Source organism: uncultured Marinobacter sp. (assembly GCF_947488835.1).
GTDB lineage: Bacteria > Pseudomonadota > Gammaproteobacteria > Pseudomonadales > Oleiphilaceae > Marinobacter.
In genome coordinates this window covers 288,183-309,451 of the sequence record NZ_CANLBK010000001.1, presented here as the reverse complement: position 1 = coordinate 309,451, position 21,269 = coordinate 288,183, and the positions used below count along the sequence as shown (strand labels likewise).

The window sequence follows — 21,269 nt, the reverse complement described above, 5'->3', positions numbered from 1 at the left end:
GCTTTGCTTCAGCGCGGGCCTTCCACATTGGCAACCAGCCTTGAATCTCTCAAAGCGGCTGTGCGGTGTTTGACCACGCCTTTGTATTCAGAGCTTTGAATCATTGCCATAAACGCATCGATTGACGGATAACGCACAAGCAACACTTGATCCCAAGACTCATCGGGCGGAGCAATAAGAGAACCAACACTACGGCCAGACCAGATAACTTCAGCGCCCACGGCGCTCACGCAAGCGGCCGCTTCTTTCATATACTGTTGATACGCTTCGCGCCCACTGCACTCACCAGAATCATCGGAGTAATCGGCTTTATCGCGAAACCGTAGCAGGTTGAGCATTACGACAGGCTGGTCTTTTGGAGTGTCTGCCAAAACTTTCTGCAGCTGTTCCGGCGCGGGATTAACGACGTTCATGCTGAGCCCTTTGTATTATAGGTTTTGCCATACTATAGCCCACCCGTTAGAGGCTTCGGCAAGCGATTTCATTAACGTTCCTTCAGATCTATGATGGAACCTTCACTCTCCAGCTCACTGGCCGCTCTACAATGGACCTGATCAATCTGTTTCAGCAAACTCTTGCAACCACCCTCCCGGTTTTCGCTATGGTTTTTATCGGGCTTGGGTTGCGCCGCATCGGCTGGATAGACGACACCTTTGTGCACACTGCATCAGCACTGGTTTTCAAAGCCACACTACCAACGCTTGTGTTCCTAAGCATCATAAAGGCAGATCTAAGCACCTCCCTTAACCTTGGCCTTCTCGTTTTCTACCTGTTTGCAACACTCGCCAGCTTCACACTTGCCTGGTTTTGGGCACGCTGGCGCGTTCCCCATGCTGATCGGGGCGTTTACGTGCAGGGAGCTTTCAGGGGTAACTGCGGCATCGTCGGCCTTGCTTTGGCGGCAAACCTTTACGGAGACTTCGGGCTTTCAGCGGGCAGTATTTTGCTGGGCGTAGTGATTCTTTCTTACAATGCACTTTCTGTGATTGTTCTTACTGCCTATCAGGCGGGACAGTCTCCGGAGTGGCGCCGCATCCTCAAGGACATACTGCGCAACCCTCTCATACTTTCGGTATTTGCAGCTGTCCCCGTGGCCTGGCTTGATCTTCAACTTCCAAACTGGGTTCTTACCAGCGGCGACTACTTTGCATCGCTTACCCTTCCATTGGCCTTGTTGTGCATCGGCGCAACGGTATCCTTCAGCGCCCTTCGCAATGACAGTTCAATAGCGTTTAGTTCATCCCTGATGAAAATGGTCTTCTTGCCGGCGCTGTGTACCGGAGCAGCCTGGGCAGTAGGCTTCTCCGGGCCTGAGTTGGGGCTGTTATTTCTGTTCTTTGCCAGCCCTACTGCAGCTGCAAGCTTTGTGATGGCTAAAGCACTTGGTGGTAACGACCGCTTGGCGGCAAACATCATTGCGATAACCACACTGATGGCAAGTGTCACCATAACGTTGGGGGTGTTTGTCCTGAAAGGCGCCGGCCTGATATAAACATCTGTTACGCTCAAACCTTCAACAATCTATAAGAGCCCAAAATGACTCACGGAAAGCCCTATTCGCAAGCCTGTGAGAACAACAAACAGGTTATTCTCGAAAAGATTGCAGCTGTGTTCCGCAAACCTGGAACCCTATTGGAGATTGGCACAGGTACCGGGCAACATGCGGTTCATTTTGCCCAACACCTTCCGCACCTTCAGTGGCAACCAAGCGATCACCCAAGTAACGCCCAGCTGTGCATGGCCTGGCTAGAGGATGCAAACCTGCCTAATATCAACACCCCCTTGCCTCTGGATGTCAGCGCGCCTGACTGGCAACTCCCGCCAATCAATGGTGTTTTCTCTGCCAACACAGCACACATCATGTCCTGGCCTGAGGTTGAGGCCATGTTCCGGGGTGTGGCTGCCATTCTCGATTCGGGCGAAGCCTTCTGTCTGTATGGGCCTTTCAACTACAGAGGCCAATTTACAAGCCCCAGCAACCAACAGTTTGATGCTCACCTGAAGCAGCGAAAACCGGAAATGGGTATTCGGGATATGGATGACCTCAAACGAATCGGCAATGCGGTCAGACTGACCCTCGAATCCGACTTCGAAATGCCGGCCAACAACCGGCTGCTGGTCTGGAGAAAAGGTTAACCCAAGAAAATCGCGTTCCTGCTTAAAACATGCTCGAAGTGCGCGCATGCTATGAAATTCGCAAGCCGCCCAGACCGCCGGTTGGCCCGGCAACCAGGAAAGCTGTTCAACGTGTTTCAGTAGTGTGCTGGCATCAACTTCCGGTGTGGCGCTCACAACCCAGTGAACCTCAATATTCTCTGGATGCTGCAGCGGCTGAATGTCTTCACCTGACACTACTTCAATAACTACGTAGCCCCGGGCATCTTTCGGCAGCTGAGCAAGATTGACTGCGATTGCCGGTAGCGCTGTCATATCCCCCACCAGAAGGTACCAGTCTGCGTGCCTATTGATCAGTTTTTTAGGCCCCGGCCCACCCACGAGAATTTGGTCTCCGGGTTTCGCACTACCGGCCCATGCTGATGCAGGCCCGTCTGCAGCGTGAAGCACAAAATCCACGTCTATCTCATTGCTGCGCTGTCCGCTGATGGTATAGGTACGCATCAACGGTCGCGCTTCCCCGCACTGCGGAAAAACAAGCTTTATATAAGCGCTTTCCTGGTCCTCCGGAAAGTCGGCCAATCCCGAACCACCAAGCGTTAAACGCAGCATATGTGGAGTGATGTAGGCGGAGCGAACCACCTCCAGAGTTCTTGGTGCAGGTTTAGACATCAGGACTCCTCCTTCTCAGCATTTCCAACCTGTTTCGCGCTATCTGCCATCGTCTGACTGATGCGGAGGAAAAACGCGAGCTCATCGCTCTCAAGCTTTGCGGTCAATTGTTGCACCGCCCACTCTTCCACGGAATCCAGTTTAGTCATCACTGCCCGGCCTTCAGATGTGGGGTTCAGCAGTTGGCTGCGACGATCCAGCGGATTATCCGCTTCAACGATCAGCCCGTCTCTGATCAAGTCATTGAGTGCACGAGTGATCTGAGCCTTGTCCCGCTGCATCCGTTTCGCAATGGATTGAGCGGTAATCTGATCATTCCGGCAGATCGCCTTGAGCACCCTGGCGACTGAATCTCAGGTGCGATGGTTTAACAAAAAGTGTAACATTTGAGCGATCACTCAAGATCCCACCAAACACTGTTTTCTTTCGCTTTCGGAGACTTCACTATGAACCGTATCACCAACCGCTTCTTACTCAACACCCAGCGCCTAAGCGTCAATCTGGTCACCTATCCCAAAGGTCATAGCGTAAGACGTCACAACGACCCCGTTGCGGACGGAAGCTACTACAAACTGAATTTTGTGGTGACAAAACCTGCAGAGGGCGGCGTTTTCGAGACCGACCGAGCTATCTTCTCTCTTTTTAATCGTGTCGTCCTGTTCCGACCCGATCTATATGATCACAGCGTGTCGACCATCAAGCGTGGCAAGCGCGTACTGCTCAGTATCGCGCTGCACGCACCCTGGGGCTCGGCTGACCAACAATAGCGGCATGACAGCTGGTGCCCTATTCCAAGGTTCCAGCCAGTGCCTTAGCCAATGTGACCAAGGTGAAACCCTCAACTGCTTTGAGTTGGTCGGGGATGGAACGTGATATGAGCAATCATGGCAAGCTTAGTCATCCGTTTGTTCTCTCTATTAAAAATTTTCAAACGCAGGTCGTTAAGGTTCAAAAACCTTCCGGAACAACCTTGCCTACGGCACGGCCGGTTTCCAGTTCTGCATTTGCCGCCCTGAGGTTTTCGGCATTTTGGCAGGCCGAATAGTTAGCGTAATGCCGGAATTCAGGCCACGAGTATCAGAGCTATGGTTAATTTGCCCCAGCCGGCAGTCCATCACACCAGCGATGCGCCTTCTAAGAGATCACCTGAAAATAAAATGCGCCAAAATTTTGAAAGACCTGTCAGAGCAAGAAACCTGCCCGAAGATTCCAGCAACTGAAAAGCACGATCACACTGAACCCTTAACTCATCAGCCTCAACCATCCACCATACATTTCTGAGCGATTGATCAAACTTAACTTGAGTGATCACTCAAGTTAAGTTATCGTCTGTTCTCGAATTGGTTGTCGAATAGTTGCACCCTAAATTGAGTGATCACTCAAGTTGGTAACATCCGGCAATCAAAGCGAACGAAATTCTATCCACCTAAATACGAGGAGCTACTCTATGGCAGACTTTACCCTTCACAATAAAGAAAGTGCTCCGGAAAAGAGTCAGGAATTGCTGGACACCTCTCTCAAATCTTTTGGCATGATACCGAGCCTGCATGCGGTCATGGCAGAAGCGCCCGGGCTCCTGGAAGGCTATCAACGCCTCCACCAGCTGTTTCTCGACAGCAGCTTTGATGATGAGGAAACCACGGTGGTATGGCAGACCATCAACGTCGAGCATGAATGTCATTATTGCGTTCCAGCTCACACCGGCATCGCCAAAAGCATGAACGTTGATGACGCCATCACAGAGGCCCTGCGCAACGAAACGCCTTTGCCCACTGATCGACTGGAAGCGCTGCGTAACTTCACCCTCGCCATCGTGCGTGGCCGTGGCAACGTTGATGACGATGTTGTGACAAAATTTCTTGAAGCAGGATTCACCAAACGCCAGATCCTGGAGGTTGTTCTTGGTTTGGCTCAGAAGACCATCAGCAACTACACCAACCACCTTGCTGTCACGCCGATAGACAAGCCGTTCCAGAAATTTGAGTGGCACAAGGCAGATTAACCAAACCGTAAGTCAGAGGCAGCTCTCTGTGGCTGCCCCGTCTTGACCGCATGTTGTGTAGCAACGAAAGCAAGCAGATACGCACTAAGAATCATACTATCTCTGCAATCTCATCAACTCGCAGCTCTTCCAGAGACTGAGCCATGTCTTCCGCAAGCGCATGCACGGCTGCACTATCGACATCACGCTGTGCAAACGCCCGCAACCCCATTATCTCAGCCTGTAGCCGTCGGCCAAGCCGAACGGGATCAAGCCTGCTATCCAGCTCCCCTACTCTCTTGGCTTCAGCAAATTGATCAACAAAGCGCGCTTCCATACCCGCCAGTAACTCTTCAGCTTTATCACGAGCAATTTGTTCTCGCTCGCCAAGTTCCAGCAGGCTTTTCACCAGCATGCAGGCCCGGCTTGGCAACTCTTTATCACATATCCCGCCAAGACCACGCAGGTAGGCCGCCAGCCCTGCCAAGGGTGATTCGTAAGCTTGAAAGGTGCGGTCCAGTTCAGCCAGACCAAGGCGGGCATAGCGCTCCAACGCCTCCTGAAACAGACCATCCTTACTGCCAAAGGTGGCATAAATGGAGCCCGGCCGCATGTCGAGGGCCTTTTCCAGGTCTTTCAGCGAGGTGGCATGAAAGCCCTTTTGCCAGAAAAGGTGAAGGGCTCGTTCAAGCGAATCTTGCCGGTTGTGAATTGATGCGCGCGCCATAAGTCATTTCCAGTGTTTTACAGGGCCGCGATACAACGCGGTGACAACTTGAATGATTACTCAATTTTATATTGAGCGTTCATTCAAGTCCAGCTACAGTGAGTGAGACAGGTGTCCATTCAGACATCGGGCTGAATCTGTAATGACGGAAGGAATACACCCCATGGCACACGACAAATTTCCGTCGATTTTCGTTTTCGACGTTAACGAAACGCTGCTCGATATAACAACACTGGAACCTTTGTTTGATCGCATTTTCGGTGATGGCCACATTCTGAGAGAGTGGTTCGCCCAGCTGATCCTCTACTCGCAAACAATCACGCTGTCAGGCATCTATGTTCCCTTTGGTGAGCTTGGAGTGGGAACACTGCGGATGATCGCCAATATTCATCAGGTAACGGTCGGAGATGGTGATATTGCAGAGCTGAAGGAACGCATGAGCACTATGCCGGCCCACCCAGACGCAGCACCGGCCTTGACCCGATTTCGCGACGCTGGGTTCCGATTGGTGACATTGACCAACTCATCCAGCGGTGCTTCGCCTACCCCTTTGGAAACGGCCGGGTTGAGTCATTTTTTTGAACGTAACTTCAGCGTTGATGCGGCGGGTAAATTCAAACCAGCACCCGAAACCTATAGCCTGGTCGCACAGGAATTGGCAGTCAAACCGGCTGATCTGTGCCTCGTTGCGTGCCATCTTTGGGATACCATAGGTGCTCAGGCCGCTGGTTGCCGTGGAGCATTTATTACCCGCTCCGGCAACGCCATGCTGCCAGCTCCAGGTGTGCCAGTTCCGGATTTTATCGCACCAGAACTGGCCGCCCTCGCCGATCAGATCATCGGTCTTCAGTAAGCACCCTCGCTGTATATCAGCTCATAGCTGTGGCTATAAATCTCCACAATGTTACCAAACGGGTCTTCCATATAGATCATGCGATAGGGCTTTTCGCCGGGGTAGTAATACCGCGGCTTTTCCATTCGCCTCTTGCCACCCGCTGCAACAATTCGATCAGCCAATTCTTCGAGGTTCGGATCCTGCACACAGAAATGGAAAATGCCGGTTTTCCAATATTCAAAGTTATCTTCCGGGTCGGTCTGATTTTTGAACTGGAACACTTCCACCCCAATCCGATCACCGGTCGACATGTGAGCAATTCGAAAACTCCCCCATCCTTTTCCGAATACTTCTGTACACATCTCACCAATGGGGCTGTCATCCTCGACGATTTCAGTCGGTTCCATGATCAGATACCAACCCATCACCTCGGTATAAAATTTGACCGCTTCTTCCAGGCTGGGGACTGAAAGCCCAATGTGTGAAAAGTTTCTTGGATATACGTTACTCATGCTCTGCTCTCCTGTTTAAACCTTGCATCAGGTTACAAACGCAGAGTGATTACGTAAAATTATCATTTAGCATCACGATGAGTACATTTGGTAATGATCAACACGACATGGCTACGCAGTTTCTGCACCCTGGTTGAAACAGCCCACTTCACTCGCACAGCTGAGCGCCTCCACATGACCCAATCTGGCGTCAGCCAGCATATACGGAAGCTGGAGAATCAATTAGGAGTGGCGCTACTTCTACGGGACGGTAAGCAGTTTTCACTCACAGATGCAGGTGAACGCCTTTACGCTGAAGGGCGAACGCTCATTCAGGCGCTGTCGAGCCTTGATCAAAGAATAGCGGAGGACCCCCCATACAAAGGGCTAGTGAGGGTGATGTCGCCTGGAAGCGTAGGCCTAAAGCTTTACCCGCACCTTCTTGGGTTGCAGAGCCAGCATTCTGAACTGGTCATTGATTACCGGTTTGCCCCCAACACAGATGTTGAAAGGACTATTGCGGACTATAAATCCGATATTGGATTCATGACCAGCGCGCCAACCCTTGAAAAAGTGTGCTGCCAAGCAATTGCACATGAATCCTTGCTTCTGGTCACGCCTGCGAATGTTGTTGACCCAAGCTGGGAGGTATTAACACAGCTAGGCTTTATCGATCACCCTGACGGCACTCATCATGCCAGCATGCTACTCAGCGCGAACTTCCCCCAGTTTCAACACAGCAACCTGTTCAAAAAGAAAGGCTTCTCGAACCAGATTAGCCTGATCCTGGAACCGGTGAGCATGGGATTGGGATTTACCGTATTGCCAGCGCATGCTGTTGAGGCCTTTAATCGGCCAAACTCCATCAAAAGCCATCAATTGCCGCAACCAGTCAGTGAGACCCTTTACCTTGTAGTTCGGCGTGAGCAGTCTTTGCAGAATAGAATGAATACAGTGATCGCCGAGGCCAGAAAGTGGCTTTGAGACGCCCAATAAAAAACCCCAGCACTTCTGCTGGGGTTTCGTATTGGCGGAGAGAGAGGGATTCGAACCCTCGATACGCTATTAACGTATACACACTTTCCAGGCGTGCGCCTTCAGCCACTCGGCCACCTCTCCAATAACCTGTTTCAAATCAGCAATATCGTCGCTCATTTGAGGGCGCAAACTTTAATGGTTTTAGGGGCGCTTGGCAACTCCCTTGGGATAAATCCCGGCAAAATTTCCGGTTTGCACCAATAATTGGCAGTAACGTGCTCACTATTCACGTTAGGAGTATCATGGCATTTCCAATCTGTTCAGTATGTTAACCAAGCTTGGGGGCTGTCCATGCTAATGAAACCCGACCAATCGATTCTTCTGCTGGTAGATATTCAGGAGAAGCTGATGCCAGCCATTGCCTACGGCCAGGATGTAGTAGACAGGTGCACAACCCTTGCAACCGTTGCAGGGCTTTTGAACATACCCGTTGTAGCCACCGAACAGCTGCCGGAAAAGCTGGGGCCTAACGTGGAAGCCATCAAAGAACTTTGTCACCATACTCTTGCAAAGTACCACTTTGACGCCTGCCCCGACGGATTAGTGGAAAGCCTGCCAGAAGGCCGGCAGCATATTATTATTGCTGGCTGCGAGACCCATGTGTGCATGATGCAAACGGCTCTCAGCCTGATTGATGCCGGATACAAGGTATGGGTTGTTGCTGACGCAACGGGTTCGCGGAATGAATTTGATCGGGACGTGGCACTTGATCGGCTCAGTGCGAGCGGTGCTCGTATTGTCACGGTCGAGATGGTCGCGTTTGAATGGATGGGGCACTGCAAGCACCCCGCCTTCCGTGATATTCAAGCGTTAATCAAATAGCCGCAAACCCGCCCATCCACTCGTAGTTTTGCGTCGTAATGAACGGTTCGACTTTTATTAAAGAGGCATAAAATGCTGAATATGGATTTTGGCCGCAAGGTTGTCATCCGCACCGGTGAACAAGAGTGGTCTCCCAGCCCCGCAGGGGGCGTGGTCAGAAAGCCGCTTGCCCGAGAGGAGGCAGAACGAGGCCACGCAACCAGTATTGTGCGTTACGACCCGGGCGCTTCATTCAGTCGGCACGAGCATCCTCTCGGTGAAGAAATACTGGTCCTGGAAGGCATGTTTTCCGACGAAAACGGTGACTACCCTGCCGGCACATACCTGCGCAACCCACCCGGAAGTGGACACGCGCCATTCAGTCAGTTGGGCTGCACGCTGCTGGTAAAGCTGCACCAGTTTAATGAACGGGATCTTAAAACAGTGCAGATTGATACAAAAAATACCGACTGGCTACCAGGAATCGGCGGCCTTGAAGTAATGCCACTGCATGAATTTGAGCACGAGCATGTGGCACTTGTTAAGTGGCCAGCCAATGAGAAGTTCCAGCCCCACAGACATTTCGGAGGCGAAGAGATATTCGTTATTTCTGGTGAGTTTTGTGATGACCATGGGCGCTATCCCCAGGGTACATGGATGCGAAGCCCTCACATGAGTCAGCACCACCCTTTTGTGGAGCAAGAAACAATTATCTGGGTAAAGACCGGCCACCTGCCCCTCGAGTTAACCAGAACACCATAAGCAGCCCGTGGATGACCAGGAAGGGTACAGCAACCATCACAAGCGCAGACCAGCCAACCCATGAGAGTATGACACCGGCCGATAAAGCCGCCGTGGCCTGGGAGCCGAACACGAACACATCATTCAGACCTTGAACCCTGAATCGTTCGGCATCTGTATAACCCCTCGGCAACAGTGTAGTGCCACCCACAAACAGAAAGTTCCAGCCAATACCCAATAGCACCAATGCCGAAAGGTAGTGGTGAAACTCTATGCCGCTGGCGGCCAGAACAATACACCCAAGATACGCAAGAAGCCCTGCTGCCATCATAAGTGGTATACCCACAACCCGTGTAAGCCAGCCACTGATGAGCGATGGCAAATACATGGCCATGATGTGCAGCTGAATAACACGCTTGGCGTCGTCCAGATCATGCCCCGACATTTCAGTCATGCTGAGTGGCGTTGCCGTCATGATAAAACTCATCACGGCATAGCCAATCGCTGCACCGCTGATTGCCACCCAAATCAGAGGGTTGGCGAGAATGTCTTTCATAGGCCGGCCGCCGCCGTTGGCATGAGCAGGCCTTACCAGCTCACTCTTCGCACGATAACCCAGGCTCAGTATTGCCAGGGCTGCTAACTGAACGCACGACAGCGCGAGCCAGCTTGTGAGAAATGGATGATCCGTTCCGGCCCCACTGCCAAGTGCCGCAATCTCAGGCCCAAGCCAGGCTGCAATAAGCCCGCCAAGCAAAACCCGTGAAGCAGCTGACCCAGCCATGTTGGCAGGCACTGATTCCATCGCAGCGAAGCGATACTGGTGCACCACTGCCAGTCCGGTCCCACCAACCACTGCCGCCAGACAAAGCAATGGGAACAGGGCCAGCCAGGATGCCAGAGCACCCAGGATGCCCGCCACCATACCCATGGACGTTCCAAGCAGCATTACGCGCTTGCGCCCCAGGCGCTCCATCAACCAGGTGGCTGGTTTGATGGCGAGCACAGTACCCACCACCACCAATCCGACAGGCAGGGTTGCGTACTCCGGGGCCGGCGCCAGAAGGCGCCCCTGAATGCTTCCGATAAACACGATAAAGGGCGCCGTGCACATGGCCAATGCCTGTGCAGCTACCAGCACCCATACGTTGAAGGGCATCGCTTATTTTTTCCTGTAAATGATTCCGGGGTGGCACTGAACCATTTCGTAAAGATCGGGCAAGCCATTGAGGGATTCAGACGCACCCAAAATCAAATACCCCCCGGAATTAAGGGTGGCGTGTATGCGGGTCAGGATATCTTTCTTATGATCGGCAGAGAAATAGATCAACACGTTACGACACATCACAATGTCGAATTTTCCCAACATATACCGCTCAAGGAGGTTCAGTTCTTTGAACTCCACCATGCTTTTGATTTCGGGCCGAATCTGCCAGCCGCCATTGGCGGAAGGTGTAAAAAACGCTCTCTGTCGTTCTGGCGACAATCCTCTGCCAATAGCGATCATCTCGTACTCACCCCGGCGGGCGACTTCAAGCACGCTTTTGGATATGTCTGTCGCAGTCACCTTCACATTGCGCAATTTCCCGGGCTTCTGACGCCGAAACTCGTCCACAATCATCCCGACCGAGTACGGCTCCTGACCTGTAGAACAGGCAGCTGACCAGATTCGCAATGGGGTTGCCGCGGAACGTTCGGCAAACTCGGGGAGCAGTTGTTCCTGAAGGATACGGAACGGGTGGTTATCACGAAACCATAGGGTCTCGTTGGTGGTCATTGCATCAATGACCACCTCTCTAAGGCTCGCCCTACCAGACTTCCTCAAAAGCCCGAGCAGATCACCCAGAGAATTCAAATCGTTCTCTTCCAGTATCCGCCGCAAACGGCTTTTCACCAGGTACTGCTTGTTTTCGCCCAGCAAAATACCACACGCATCCTGCAGGAACGACTTGAAGGCTTCATATTCCTGTGGGGTAATTTCTGCTTTCATTGGATCTCAGTTCTGTATGAATTACCTGTCGAAAAAGCCTCAGCCCTGATCTAACACTTCCATGACCCGCTCAGCCAACTCATCCGGGCTGAACTTTGCCATGAAATCATCAGCTCCGACTTTCTCAACCATCGCCTTGTTGAATACACCACTCAGTGAAGTATGGAGCATAACAAAGAGCCCACTGAGTGCGGGATCACTTTTGATTCGTGTAACCAGTGTATACCCGTCCATTTCGGGCATTTCTACATCCGAGATAGTCAATGAAAAATGATCGGTTGCCTTGGAGCCATCCGCTGTCACTTCCTTGAGATATTCGAGAGCCTGCTTCCCGTCGTTTCTCAAAACCACTTCCATGCCGATGGCCGTAAGGCAACGCTCAATTTGCCGGCGCGCAACAGCAGAGTCATCCACCACAAGAATTGGCAGGTGTCCGGCTTCTCTTTCCGCGCTCTTGTTCCGAACTGCCTCGGTCACATCGTGGCTAATCGGAGACACCTCAGAAAGAATCTTCTCTACATCTATGATTTCTGCCAACTTATCATCAATCTTGGTAACAGCTGTAAGGTAGATATCCTTACCTGCCCCTTTTGGGGGAGGAAGAATGTCTTCCCAATTCATGTTCAGTATCCGGTCGACACCAGTGACCAAAAACCCCTGGGTTTTTCGATTGTACTCAGTGATGATCACAAAGCTGTTGGGCAAGTCCTCCTGAGGTATCCCCGGCAAACCAATAGCCATACCAAGATCAATAACCGGAATAGTCTCGCCCCGCGTGTGCGCCACACCACGAACCACTGCACGGCTGTTAGGCATGGAATACAGCTTGGGGCACTGCAGTACTTCCTTAACCTTGAACACGTTGATGCCGTATATCTGGCGGCCACGCAAACGAAAAAGTAGGAGCTCAAGGCGGTTCTGCCCGACCAACTGCGTGCGCTGATTTACACTGTCCAATACCCCTGCCATCGCAGTCTCCCCTGGCCGGCCTGTATCACCGGCATACATTTTGCTTTCTATTACGTTGAGTTGTCAGAGCGACGCAATAACGTCGCCTGCAAGCGGTTAGGCCTGTTTAACGGCCGGAACGCCGCAATCCTTAGGCATCTTCAGTGGTATTTGCCGTATTACTGTCAGCATAGGACAAACCAGCAGATATGCGCACCCAGCTTTTAGTATGGACCATTCTCGTAGCAGCGGTTGCAAGCCCGGCACAGGCGAAAACAACCGCCGACGAGATACGCGAAGCAACAACAGCATTTCTTGAGACCTTTGCCACAGCGCAAGCCAGCAGGGGCTATAACGTCACCTTCGAAACCGGCAACATTGACAGCAGGCTGGCGCTGGCCCCCTGCTCTGCAGATCTGGCTATAGAATTCACTGGCGATCCATGGAAAAGCGAGCACCCCTCAGTTCAGATAGCCTGCGCCGGCGAACGCCCCTGGCGTATGTTTGTAACGACTACGGTTTCCATTAACGGCCCTGCACTGGTTGCTGCCCGCCCGTTCGGAAGAGGTGAGCGCGTAACGGCTAATATGCTTGAAACCCGATCTGTTGTAGTGAATGCCAGCCGACGGGGAATAATAACCGACTCACAAATGGTTGAAGGTATGATCGTACGCCGACCCGTGAATGCCGGCTCGGTGCTCACCCCGGACCTTCTCGACGCACCTAACGCTGTCAGCCGGGGCGACCATGTTATCATTACCGCCCGCCGCGGGGCTTTTTCAGTGCGCTCACGCGGCAAGGCTCTGGCCAATGCGTCGGTGGGCGAACAGGTACTTATAGAAAACCTTGGCTCATCTCGCACGGTAAAAGCGAACGTAACAGCCCCCGGCCATGTAGAAGTGCCAATGTAGGGCCCCATGGCAAACTCTTTCCGCCGGCAGGTTTATGCCGGCGAAGCTCCTTGCCCGGGACGGCATCAGAAGTGTGACAAAATGTTAACAAGATTCGATAAATTGATCCTAAAGTATATCGGCCACTAGCCGTTAAATGGATATAAACCAGAGTCAGCCCACACAAAGTGTGGCTTAACCGTAAAGCAGGTATTGATATGTCAGTTGACTTAAATGGAATTGGCCAAGGCCAGGTCAACACCCAGAGAACCACGGCCGATAAGTCCGCCAACACCCAGAGCGCCAAGCCAGCCGCCCCCGAGCAGGCTAATGCGAAGGCTCAGAGTGCCCGCGGCGAAAACGTGAATCTGAGCAGCCAGGCCAGGAACCTCAAGCAGCTGGAACAGAAGCTGGGGGACTACCCTGAAATGGACGATGAGCGAATTGAGCAGATTCGCTCAGCTTTGGAAAACGGCACTTATAAAATCGATGCAGAAAAGCTGGCCCAGAAAATGCTTGATATGGATGAAAGCATTTTTGGGTGAGTAAATCATGGCTGCAATTGATGATCTGAAGAATCTCCTTTCGCTGGATATCCGTCAGCTTGAAACCCTGGCGGACATCCTGAAGAACGAAAAAACCTGCCTATCCGGTTCCGATACCAAAGCACTCGACACTCTGACTCGAGAAAAGAACGCAGTTTTGGGAGAAATTCGAGAACGTGCCAAGCAAAAAATCCGCACGCTTGTAGCAATGGGGTTTCGGCCAGACTCTGGTGACCCTTCCCGCTTTATCCGCAGTGCCGGGCTTGATGAGCTTTACGCCCTTTGGCAAGAAGCCGATTCAAAGCTTCGGGAGTGCCATATTCTTAATGAGAACAACGGGCGCATTATAAACCATCTTCAAAAACGCCTAACCCGGCTTACAGACATATTCCGGGGCGCCTCGGGCCAGCAAAAGCTTTATGGTGCAAAGGGCCAGCAAACAACCGTATCAAGCCGAACGGTGCTTGCCAGCGCCTGATTATCTCGTATAGATAGTCATTCTGGAGTCGGGGTGAAAGCTGATGTCCTGAATACTGACGTTGCCCATGGACGGGCTACCTCCACCCCTGACCCGAATATTGTCCATTCGAATCTCTTCAATGCGCTCCGGGAATGCCATGGTTACCCGGCCATTCTCAGCCACCGTGTAGCGCGGCTCCCCGTCGCGATAATGGACTCCGGTGATCGTAAGATCTGAGTCCAGAACGTTGAGTACCGGAAAAAACACATTGGCTGTGAGCTTCATGCCCTCTATGACATCAGGCTCCACTTGGCCAGCGCCCTCGTCAGAACCAGAGCCGCCAGCCATACCACTAACCATCTCAACCCGATCGAATAGAGAGCTGTTGCCCTGCCCTGCAACGGCAGAGAGCTCATCCTCTGTCAGGGGCGACATTCCTGCCGCATCAAACAACTCACCGGCATCTGCCGCCTGAGCTGCATTGGCGTTGTTGCTCGCGGCAAATGTCACCAATGGCTGAAATGGAAGCGTTGCCATGGTAACCATTGCCGCCGCACTGCGATAACGGGACTGATGCTTCAGCACACGGCCAAGCTCTTTCTCGGTTATCCAGCCCGCCGCAATGAACACCTCACCCAGACGGGTGCCGCTCTCACGCTGTAATCTGAGGCCCTCGTCAACCTGACTCTCAGACAAATAACCGCGATTGACCAGCAGTCGCCCGAGCCGTGACTTTTCCTCAAACCCTTTATGGAATCTCACTAAGCCTCTCCCATTTCCCACAGTGATTACCGTACAACGCGACCCGGTGAGTATGTTACTGCTTAACTACCATCAAAATATTAGCTGACAACCGCACATTCTGCGCGGGCGTGTGTCCCGAAAAAACAAACATATCTGTTAAGATCGGAGCACTCATGAAGCCCCCTGATTATTACAGGAAATTCACTCACTACTATACTAAGCGAGAGCCCGGCAATGACAAATTTGGTAAAACCCTTTAGCAACGTGTTCCAGGTCGTACTTATGTTTCTTGGCCTGTCGCTCGTTGCACTTAACGCAAGCGCCCAAACCGATGCGGATAGTGCAGATCAGGCGCTGCCTAAAGTGCGCATCCTGACTAACCAGGGGGCTATAGAACTGCAACTTCGCCCAGACGTGGCACCGGAGACCGTAGAAAATTTTCTGCAGTACGCTCGCGAAGGCTTTTTTGATGGCACGATTTTCCACCGGGTTATTCCGGGTTTCATGGTTCAAGGTGGCGGTTTCACAAAGGACATGGCCCGCAAGGAAACCCGCTCGCCGGTCCGAAACGAAGCCTCAGCAACCTTGCCTAATCTGCGTGGCACGGTTGCCATGGCTCGGACAAACGCCCCGGATTCAGCCACGTCCCAGTTTTTCGTTAACGTCGCAAACAACGATTTCCTCAACGCAGGTGTTCGAGGAGCCGGCTACGCCGTTTTCGGAAAGGTAACCGCGGGAATGGGGGTGGTAGACAATATTGCCGGAGTGAAAACTGCACGTGTTCGGGGCATGGCCGATGTGCCCGTGAATCCTGTCATCATCGAAAGCGTTACTCTGGTTGAATAAACCAACACAGCAAGACACCCCTACGAACCCGTCGCCAGCTCCGCCCGCCATAACGCCGGCGGAGCTGGGTTGGTTCAATGACGTGTCAGAATCCAGCCAGGCATACATCAAACTCAATGACCTGCCAGCACGTTTTGCCGCGCTTCCGGAGGCAGGTTGTTTTGTGGTTGCTGAAAACAGCTTCCGATCGGGCCTTAATTTTCTTGCCGCGTGGCAGGCCTGGCGAGCTTTTGGCCCATCACACTCAGCCACCCTGCACTTTATCTCAGCAGCCCGCTTTCCCCTAAGCCGACAGGATCTTGAAAAAGTTCTTTCCCGTCGGCCAGAACTTCGCGAGTTTTCGGATGAATTGATTGCCAATTATCCGGCGTTGATTCGCGGCACCCATCGCCTGGTGCTGGAGGGTGGCAGAGTTCGCCTGACCCTTATATTTGGTGCTATGCATGAAGCTTACGACACAGTTTCTTTTCTGGCTGATGCATGGTTTTTTAATGTCGGCTCACCCGCCGCAAGCCGGGGAGCGTGCCCGGAAGAGACTACCAACCATATCCGCAAGTTCAGCAGGCCCGGCACTACCCTCGCCGCTCCGCAAGCTACCCAAGCCTGCCAGATTGCACTTGAGAAAGCAGGCTTTCTCAAACAGGCCTGCAACAGCCCCGACAGTCAGCCAGATAGCTTCTGTGGCGTCTTCCAGCCCGGCAAGGGGCCTTCTCCCGCGCAGAGCAAGCCCGCGGAACCGGGCATGTCTGTTGCTGTAATTGGCGCTGGTATTGCAGGCTGCCTGCTTGCAAACAACCTCGCGCAACGAGGCTACTCCGTCACGCTCGTGGACGCTGCAGACGATGCTGGATCGGCGGCATCTGGAAACCTTCAGGGTGCTATGTACGTCAAACTGGGTGTGGAATTTAATCACCAAACCGAACTCGCACTCTCAGCACTAACCTTCAGCCAGCGTTATTACAGCAACCAGGGAGGGCTGCTTTGGCATCCGACCGGGCTGCTTCAACTTGCCTGGAGTGACGGCGAGCAGGATCGCCAGCGCCGGTTTATCGAACGCAACCAGTACCCAAAAGATGTATTGCGACAAGTATCCCGGGAAGAGGCAGAAACACTGACCGGCGCAGCCTTGGAGAGCGGCGGACTATGGTTTCCGGGCAGCGGTTGGCTTGAGCCAGGCAAGCTCTGCAAAGCGCTTGCCATGCACCCTCGCATACACAAAATGTTTGGTTGTTCTATCACGAAAATGGTTGCCACTGGAGACCAATGGCACCTTGCCACAACAAACACTGACAGCCCGAACATTCAGACAAACCGTGTTGTGATCTGTGCCGGGCACTTGAGCCCACAGCTGATTCCTGGCTCGGGTGCATTTCGCTTCAAGGCCATTCGAGGCCAGGTCACTCATCTACCTGAAGCGCTTGCCGCCAGCCCCAGTGCTGTTATCTGTGGAGCCCGGTATCTCAATCCGGCCCACGGTCTTGAGGGACAGCGACAGGCAGTTATCGGGGCAACGTTTGATCTTCACGACCGCGAGCCCGAGCCCACAACCGAAAGCCATCGGGAAAATATCAGGGCGCTTTCAGCCATGGTTCCGCAAATGCTGTCACCAGACATGTCGAGCAGCGATCTGCCAGAGCGGCTTACGGGCCGTGTCGGGTTTCGGTGCACAACCCATGATTATCAGCCCGTAGCAGGGCCATTTTATGATGGGTCCGGAGTAGCAGTATCAGGGCTTTACCTTTTTACAGGGTTAGGCAGCAAGGGCCTTACTTATGCCCCCTTGCTTGCCGAGTTTATGGCAGATCAGATATCCGGACAGCCAACGGCTCTGCCTGGGTCTTTGGCAAAAAGGCTGGCTACTGCTCGCATGCATAGGCCAAACGTGGCGTCTTCGTAATCAATTTTAGCTAATGCTCTGCGCCAAGGCGCCGATACACTTAACAGATAGGTCTGTTCTCCAGAGGGTAAGACAGGTGTCCATTTTTGTTAGCGAACCAGGTCGTCCAGTAGGGACAAGGTTGCCGGAAGTGTTTCGGGGGCGGCGCGTGGGTGATGTCAGTGAGCTGACAGAGGGTCAACCCATCGATCCTGAACGTGGCGAAGCTACGGATGCCGAATTTCAGCTTGCTGCGCGGTCAGGCCGACATCGCGCGCTGGAAGAGTATGGCGCAGCCGTTTCAGGCGAGCGCAAGGACCAACGGCCATATCTGCCAGTATCGTCCATCTGCTCACCTGTGCTTTACTCATTGCCCGCCTCTGGGACGGTGGCTGAAGCAATCACCATGCTGGAAGAGCAAGGCGCCAATCATCTGGTGGTTACTGCCGATACTCACATTGCAGGGCTTGTAGCACAGCAATGGCTCCTGGCATGGCTCCACGAACATCAGGCCGATGCCATGAGCCACAGCCTGACCCAAATAGAGTTGCCGGCATTCCTTACGGCCTCTCCCGAAACAGATGCCCACCAATTAGCCAGGCTCATGCTGGCACACCAATTGAACGCTGCCCTTGTAATTGATGCCAGAGGCGAGCCCGTGGGCATTGTTACCAGCACAGACTACCTTCGCCTGTATGCCAGTGCCAGCGGGCAACAAGGCACTGTCTAGACATTAAAGCAGCAGACATGCTGCAGACTAAGGTGTCAGCAGCGTACCCTCAGGGCTCAGCAGCAGTATTGTCCAGTCCGCCCCGATACGCGTCAGAGCCACAACTTCGTCATCCCGGTAATTGGCCAACTTCGCAACGTCCGAGCCTGCGGTATTAATCTGAAAGCGCCACTCATTACGATATGCTGCAGTTTCTGCATCCGGCTCATCTTCGGGTACCAATGATACTCGGGCAACGATGCCAGTTTCTGAGCCGCTGATCCCTGCAGTACCGGTGAAATCTCCATCCGTAACGCCTCCGGCAATCAAGTCTCCGAAAAAGCCGGTTAATGCCGAAAACTGCTCGCTGGAAAGATCGTCTTCATCATTCAGGTTAAACGAGCGAACAATCTCGCCATCAAGGGTATAGCCCAGCAAGAAGCCACTCAGGCTTGAGCCAGGCTGACTTGCCAGGCTCAAACTGTCTTCGTCGCCCTGCTCTACGCTGTATCGGTTGCTGCCATTCCCTAGCAACCACAAGGTGGTTCCCTCTACTATGCCGTCAACAACCTGCTCATCCGCGTCTGTACCACGCTGGCGCACATTAAGCTCACCCTCTCTTGATGCCGCGCTGTAAAAATAGACATCTTCGCCTCCCAGTGACGACTCACCGTTAACCGAACCCATGGCAGACCCAAACAATATCGGGCTAAGCCCCGTTGCCCTTGCGCCAGCGACACGGTCGTCTGCGGCGGACCCAGCTTGGCGAGTCCAAGCCAATGTCGGAGCAAAGGTGTTCCCGTCAGGTAATGAATCTATCCGCTGCAGGAAGCTGTCAAAACCGCCAGCGGAGGTTTGATCCGGCCATTCACCCTCGGTTTCACCCGCAATTACGACAAATCCGCTTGCGGGATTGATGCCTGCCGAGCGAACTATGTCATCAGCAGCGGTACCGGTGCGGGTGGTCCAGGTTTCTACATATTCACCGGCATTGCTCGCCTCGTCATACCAATACAACGACGAAACAACATCCTTCCCACCGACCCCGGTCGTACCACTTGCCGGACCTTCCGCCGTGTATGCCACCACGAGTTCATAGCGGATCGTTCGAATATTGTTTTGGACCACCTCACGTCTCGCCACACCAACGACCGGATCCGGTGCTGCTAATTGGTCTCCGGGCGCGGACACGGAAAGCGACTGCAATAAATTCCCTTTCTGGTCGTATATTTTCACAAACACCCGGTCACTATCGGTACTATCGTAACCGGCCACGAACATTTTGCCCCCATGCCCCACCGCAACATCTGTCGCGACAAAGCCAACGCTAGAGCCAACGGTCAACGGCGATGTCAGCTCATTAATGCTGACGCGAAGTATGTCTTCGTTGTCAGCCCGGGCGTAATTTTCTCGGCCAAGCTGATAGAGCGTGTCCAATCCCAGAAGTATAAAGCGATCATCCGGCCCCGCATTGAAGTAAGAAGCCGGGTCCTCAACCGTCACTGTGAAGCTAACCTCATCTGTGCCCATGGGGAATACCAACTCGTCGTTCGGAAGATCGGTCCCGAATTCGGTATTCAACCGCGCCGACGAATCTTCCGTATGGCCCAGCTTCGCCCGAATTTCTACATCTCGCTCACCAGTCAGGCGCGCAATATACGTGCGGGAGTCGCCCACATTCAGCGCATCTCGTGTTCCGCCTTTAACCGTCTCCAGATGTACTTCTGGCTCGTTGTCATCAATAACCAGATTAGTGCGAGCACCCTCATTGGTTGGCCCAACCGCCGCGAGACCTGAGCGCACTTCAGTCAGCCGCAACTGTGCTACTTCTGTAGGTTCGGGGAAACTATCATCCACAACTTCCAGACGAATGTAGCACTCGGTTATACCTGGTTCGAAGGTGACTACGCCTCCTGTATAGACACCAGGATAAGCCCCTGCAGGGTCCGTTTCATAAGTGAGATAGGGAATGTCTTCGAGCAGTGCCTCGCTGCCGCTACCAAGGGCCACAATATCGGTACCGGGAATGGCGTCGCCAGTGTTGGCTCGACCGTGGTCACATCGTTGATGGGGCGCCGTAAAGCCTGGGTCGCAACTTTGTGGGTTGTAATCCGATATCAATTCGAAAGCAACGGCGACACGGGTTACTGATGGACGATCCAGCAGTACTTTTACGAAAACCGGCCTGGTGGGCAACGTAAGATCGAGGGGGCTTGCAGTCACTGCACCATTAGCATCATAGGTATTGACGGTAAAGCTGTGCTCTCCCGGGGTTTCCAGATCGGGCAACTCACAGCGCTCCCGGTTTGTGTCTGGAATGGAGGGAGATTTTCCTTCTGTAAACGTGTCGGCTTCCAGTGAAAGCACGTTGTATTTGACTTCAATATCGAATGGCACTGAGCCCGCCATCTGCCCGTCAGTGCTCACCAGATTAATATTCGTCAGCTTACCAAGGTCGGCATCGCCACGGGCTCCGCCATTCAGGCCTGGCACACCGCGCATGATAATGCCCTGTCGCGCCTTGTTGCTGGTATCTTCCAAAGCCAGCCAGGAAGGCGCATTGGTCAACGAGTAATCAAGTATGTCCTCCCCGCCATAGGCACCAAAGTTGTAATAATACTCAACGCCTATGTAGGCAACCCCTGGCGGAATACCCAGAATTGTCGGCTGGTCGGGATCTTTCTCGGTTTTACAGCCTGCAGCAATGAGGGTAAGTGACAGAACAATACTCACCTGCAAAGCGGTGACAGGGCGGGGAAACAACTCGGCGCGCATGGAAAAATCCGTTTCAGAACGTTGTTGTTATAGCAGTGCGTGAACCCTGGCGGAAACCACCGATTTACACACAGTTACAGAGTGC

General features: G+C 53.0%; 24 protein-coding genes, 1 tRNA gene and 1 pseudogene. 15 read left to right on the top strand and 11 right to left on the bottom strand.

Features of this window, described 5'->3' with window-relative positions; genetic code table 11:
- Window positions 1–8: 8 nt before the first annotated feature.
- Window positions 9–413: a DUF1330 domain-containing protein gene (locus tag Q0824_RS01450; protein WP_298446993.1), complete on the bottom strand. Its 405-nt coding sequence runs from the start codon at window positions 411–413 to the stop codon at window positions 9–11.
- A gap of 131 nt (window positions 414–544) precedes the next feature.
- Here Q0824_RS01450 and Q0824_RS01445 point away from each other — a divergent pair, with 131 nt between their 5' ends.
- Both Q0824_RS01445 and Q0824_RS01440 read left to right on the top strand, forming a co-directional pair.
- Window positions 545–1,492, top strand: coding sequence for an AEC family transporter (locus Q0824_RS01445; RefSeq protein ID WP_298446992.1), 948 nt, complete (start codon window positions 545–547; stop codon window positions 1,490–1,492).
- A gap of 44 nt (window positions 1,493–1,536) precedes the next feature.
- The gene (locus Q0824_RS01440; RefSeq protein WP_298446991.1) at window positions 1,537–2,136 is read left to right on the top strand and encodes a DUF938 domain-containing protein; all 600 of its coding nucleotides are present in this window, start codon (window positions 1,537–1,539) and stop codon (window positions 2,134–2,136) included.
- Between the two features lie 21 nt (window positions 2,137–2,157).
- Here the strand turns inward: Q0824_RS01440 and Q0824_RS01435 are convergent.
- Window positions 2,158–2,787: pseudogene (locus Q0824_RS01435) on the bottom strand (siderophore-interacting protein); the annotation flags it as partial.
- Window positions 2,787–3,125 (bottom strand): MarR family transcriptional regulator, encoded by a 339-nt coding sequence (locus Q0824_RS01430; RefSeq protein WP_298446990.1) that lies wholly within the window; start codon window positions 3,123–3,125, stop codon window positions 2,787–2,789. The pseudogene Q0824_RS01435 and the gene Q0824_RS01430, both read right to left, overlap by 1 nt.
- Before the next feature lie 108 nt (window positions 3,126–3,233).
- Here Q0824_RS01430 and Q0824_RS01425 point away from each other — a divergent pair, with 108 nt between their 5' ends.
- The 3 genes from Q0824_RS01425 to Q0824_RS01415 all read left to right on the top strand — a co-directional run bounded on the left by Q0824_RS01425 (window position 3,234) and on the right by Q0824_RS01415 (window position 4,789).
- Window positions 3,234–3,554: a 2OG-Fe(II) oxygenase gene (locus Q0824_RS01425; protein WP_298446989.1), complete on the top strand. Its 321-nt coding sequence runs from the start codon at window positions 3,234–3,236 to the stop codon at window positions 3,552–3,554.
- A 14-nt stretch (window positions 3,555–3,568) separates the two neighbouring features.
- Window positions 3,569–3,832, top strand: a complete 264-nt coding sequence (locus Q0824_RS01420; protein ID WP_298446988.1) for a hypothetical protein — start codon at window positions 3,569–3,571, stop codon at window positions 3,830–3,832.
- Between the two features lie 402 nt (window positions 3,833–4,234).
- Window positions 4,235–4,789, top strand: coding sequence for a carboxymuconolactone decarboxylase family protein (locus Q0824_RS01415; RefSeq protein WP_298446987.1), 555 nt, complete (start codon window positions 4,235–4,237; stop codon window positions 4,787–4,789).
- Between the two features lie 91 nt (window positions 4,790–4,880).
- Here the strand turns inward: Q0824_RS01415 and Q0824_RS01410 are convergent, their stop codons facing one another.
- On the bottom strand, window positions 4,881–5,495 hold the full coding sequence (locus tag Q0824_RS01410; RefSeq protein ID WP_298446986.1) for a TetR/AcrR family transcriptional regulator: 615 nt from the start codon (window positions 5,493–5,495) through the stop codon (window positions 4,881–4,883).
- A gap of 163 nt (window positions 5,496–5,658) precedes the next feature.
- On the opposite strand from Q0824_RS01410, the gene Q0824_RS01405 reads away from it, so the two are divergent.
- Window positions 5,659–6,348, top strand: a complete 690-nt coding sequence (locus Q0824_RS01405) for a haloacid dehalogenase type II (protein ID WP_298446985.1) — start codon at window positions 5,659–5,661, stop codon at window positions 6,346–6,348.
- On the opposite strand, the gene Q0824_RS01400 is transcribed toward Q0824_RS01405, so the two are convergent.
- Window positions 6,342–6,842 carry a lactoylglutathione lyase family protein gene (locus Q0824_RS01400; RefSeq protein ID WP_298446984.1) on the bottom strand — a complete coding sequence of 167 codons (501 nt, stop codon included), beginning with the start codon at window positions 6,840–6,842 and terminating at the stop codon, window positions 6,342–6,344. The two genes, Q0824_RS01405 and Q0824_RS01400, sit on opposite strands and share 7 nt — an antisense overlap.
- A 93-nt stretch (window positions 6,843–6,935) precedes the next feature.
- Between Q0824_RS01400 and Q0824_RS01395 the strand changes: the two genes are divergently transcribed.
- Window positions 6,936–7,805: a LysR family transcriptional regulator gene (locus Q0824_RS01395; RefSeq protein ID WP_298446983.1), complete on the top strand. Its 870-nt coding sequence runs from the start codon at window positions 6,936–6,938 to the stop codon at window positions 7,803–7,805.
- Between the two features lie 44 nt (window positions 7,806–7,849).
- Here Q0824_RS01395 and Q0824_RS01390 read toward each other — a convergent pair.
- Window positions 7,850–7,940: transfer RNA gene (locus Q0824_RS01390), tRNA-Ser, on the bottom strand.
- A 210-nt stretch (window positions 7,941–8,150) separates the two neighbouring features.
- Between Q0824_RS01390 and Q0824_RS01385 the strand changes: the two genes are divergently transcribed.
- Window positions 8,151–8,681, top strand: a complete 531-nt coding sequence (locus tag Q0824_RS01385; RefSeq protein WP_298446982.1) for a hydrolase — start codon at window positions 8,151–8,153, stop codon at window positions 8,679–8,681.
- Window positions 8,682–8,753: 72 nt separating this feature from the next.
- Window positions 8,754–9,422, top strand: coding sequence for a cupin domain-containing protein (locus Q0824_RS01380; RefSeq protein ID WP_298446981.1), 669 nt, complete (start codon window positions 8,754–8,756; stop codon window positions 9,420–9,422).
- Here the strand turns inward: Q0824_RS01380 and Q0824_RS01375 are convergent.
- From Q0824_RS01375 to Q0824_RS01365, 3 genes are read right to left on the bottom strand one after another with little or no spacing between them, the layout of a single operon-like run.
- Window positions 9,370–10,560, bottom strand: coding sequence for an MFS transporter (locus tag Q0824_RS01375; RefSeq protein WP_298446980.1), 1,191 nt, complete (start codon window positions 10,558–10,560; stop codon window positions 9,370–9,372). The genes Q0824_RS01380 and Q0824_RS01375 overlap by 53 nt on opposite strands.
- 3 nt (window positions 10,561–10,563) lie before the next feature.
- Complete coding sequence (locus tag Q0824_RS01370; protein ID WP_298446979.1) at window positions 10,564–11,391, bottom strand: protein-glutamate O-methyltransferase CheR; 828 nt, start codon at window positions 11,389–11,391, stop codon at window positions 10,564–10,566.
- A 39-nt stretch (window positions 11,392–11,430) separates the two neighbouring features.
- Window positions 11,431–12,360, bottom strand: a complete 930-nt coding sequence (locus tag Q0824_RS01365) for a chemotaxis protein CheV (protein ID WP_298446978.1) — start codon at window positions 12,358–12,360, stop codon at window positions 11,431–11,433.
- A gap of 188 nt (window positions 12,361–12,548) precedes the next feature.
- On the opposite strand from Q0824_RS01365, the gene flgA reads away from it, so the two are divergent.
- From flgA to Q0824_RS01350, 3 genes are all read left to right on the top strand, one after another.
- A complete protein-coding gene (flgA, locus tag Q0824_RS01360; protein WP_298446977.1) occupies window positions 12,549–13,250 on the top strand; it encodes a flagellar basal body P-ring formation chaperone FlgA in 702 nt (233 codons plus the stop codon).
- Between the two features lie 197 nt (window positions 13,251–13,447).
- On the top strand, window positions 13,448–13,774 hold the full coding sequence (gene flgM, locus Q0824_RS01355) for a flagellar biosynthesis anti-sigma factor FlgM (RefSeq protein WP_298446976.1): 327 nt from the start codon (window positions 13,448–13,450) through the stop codon (window positions 13,772–13,774).
- A 7-nt stretch (window positions 13,775–13,781) separates the two neighbouring features.
- Entirely contained in the window at window positions 13,782–14,252 is a 471-nt protein-coding gene (locus Q0824_RS01350; RefSeq protein ID WP_298446975.1) for a flagella synthesis protein FlgN, read from the top strand.
- Here the strand turns inward: Q0824_RS01350 and Q0824_RS01345 are convergent, their stop codons facing one another.
- Window positions 14,253–14,996, bottom strand: a complete 744-nt coding sequence (locus tag Q0824_RS01345) for a pilus assembly protein PilB (protein ID WP_298446974.1) — start codon at window positions 14,994–14,996, stop codon at window positions 14,253–14,255. It abuts the gene before it with no gap.
- Between the two features lie 216 nt (window positions 14,997–15,212).
- Between Q0824_RS01345 and Q0824_RS01340 the strand changes: the two genes are divergently transcribed.
- The 3 genes from Q0824_RS01340 to Q0824_RS01330 all read left to right on the top strand — a co-directional run bounded on the left by Q0824_RS01340 (window position 15,213) and on the right by Q0824_RS01330 (window position 18,430).
- On the top strand, window positions 15,213–15,824 hold the full coding sequence (locus tag Q0824_RS01340) for a peptidylprolyl isomerase (RefSeq protein ID WP_298446973.1): 612 nt from the start codon (window positions 15,213–15,215) through the stop codon (window positions 15,822–15,824).
- Complete coding sequence (gene mnmC, locus Q0824_RS01335) at window positions 15,817–17,721, top strand: FAD-dependent 5-carboxymethylaminomethyl-2-thiouridine(34) oxidoreductase MnmC (RefSeq protein ID WP_298446972.1); 1,905 nt, start codon at window positions 15,817–15,819, stop codon at window positions 17,719–17,721. The genes Q0824_RS01340 and mnmC overlap by 8 nt, the downstream gene beginning before the upstream one ends.
- A gap of 76 nt (window positions 17,722–17,797) precedes the next feature.
- Complete coding sequence (locus Q0824_RS01330) at window positions 17,798–18,430, top strand: CBS domain-containing protein (protein ID WP_298446971.1); 633 nt, start codon at window positions 17,798–17,800, stop codon at window positions 18,428–18,430.
- A gap of 27 nt (window positions 18,431–18,457) precedes the next feature.
- Here the strand turns inward: Q0824_RS01330 and Q0824_RS01325 are convergent, their stop codons facing one another.
- A complete protein-coding gene (locus Q0824_RS01325; protein ID WP_298446970.1) occupies window positions 18,458–21,184 on the bottom strand; it encodes a hypothetical protein in 2,727 nt (908 codons plus the stop codon).
- Between the last annotated feature and the right edge of the window lie 85 nt (window positions 21,185–21,269).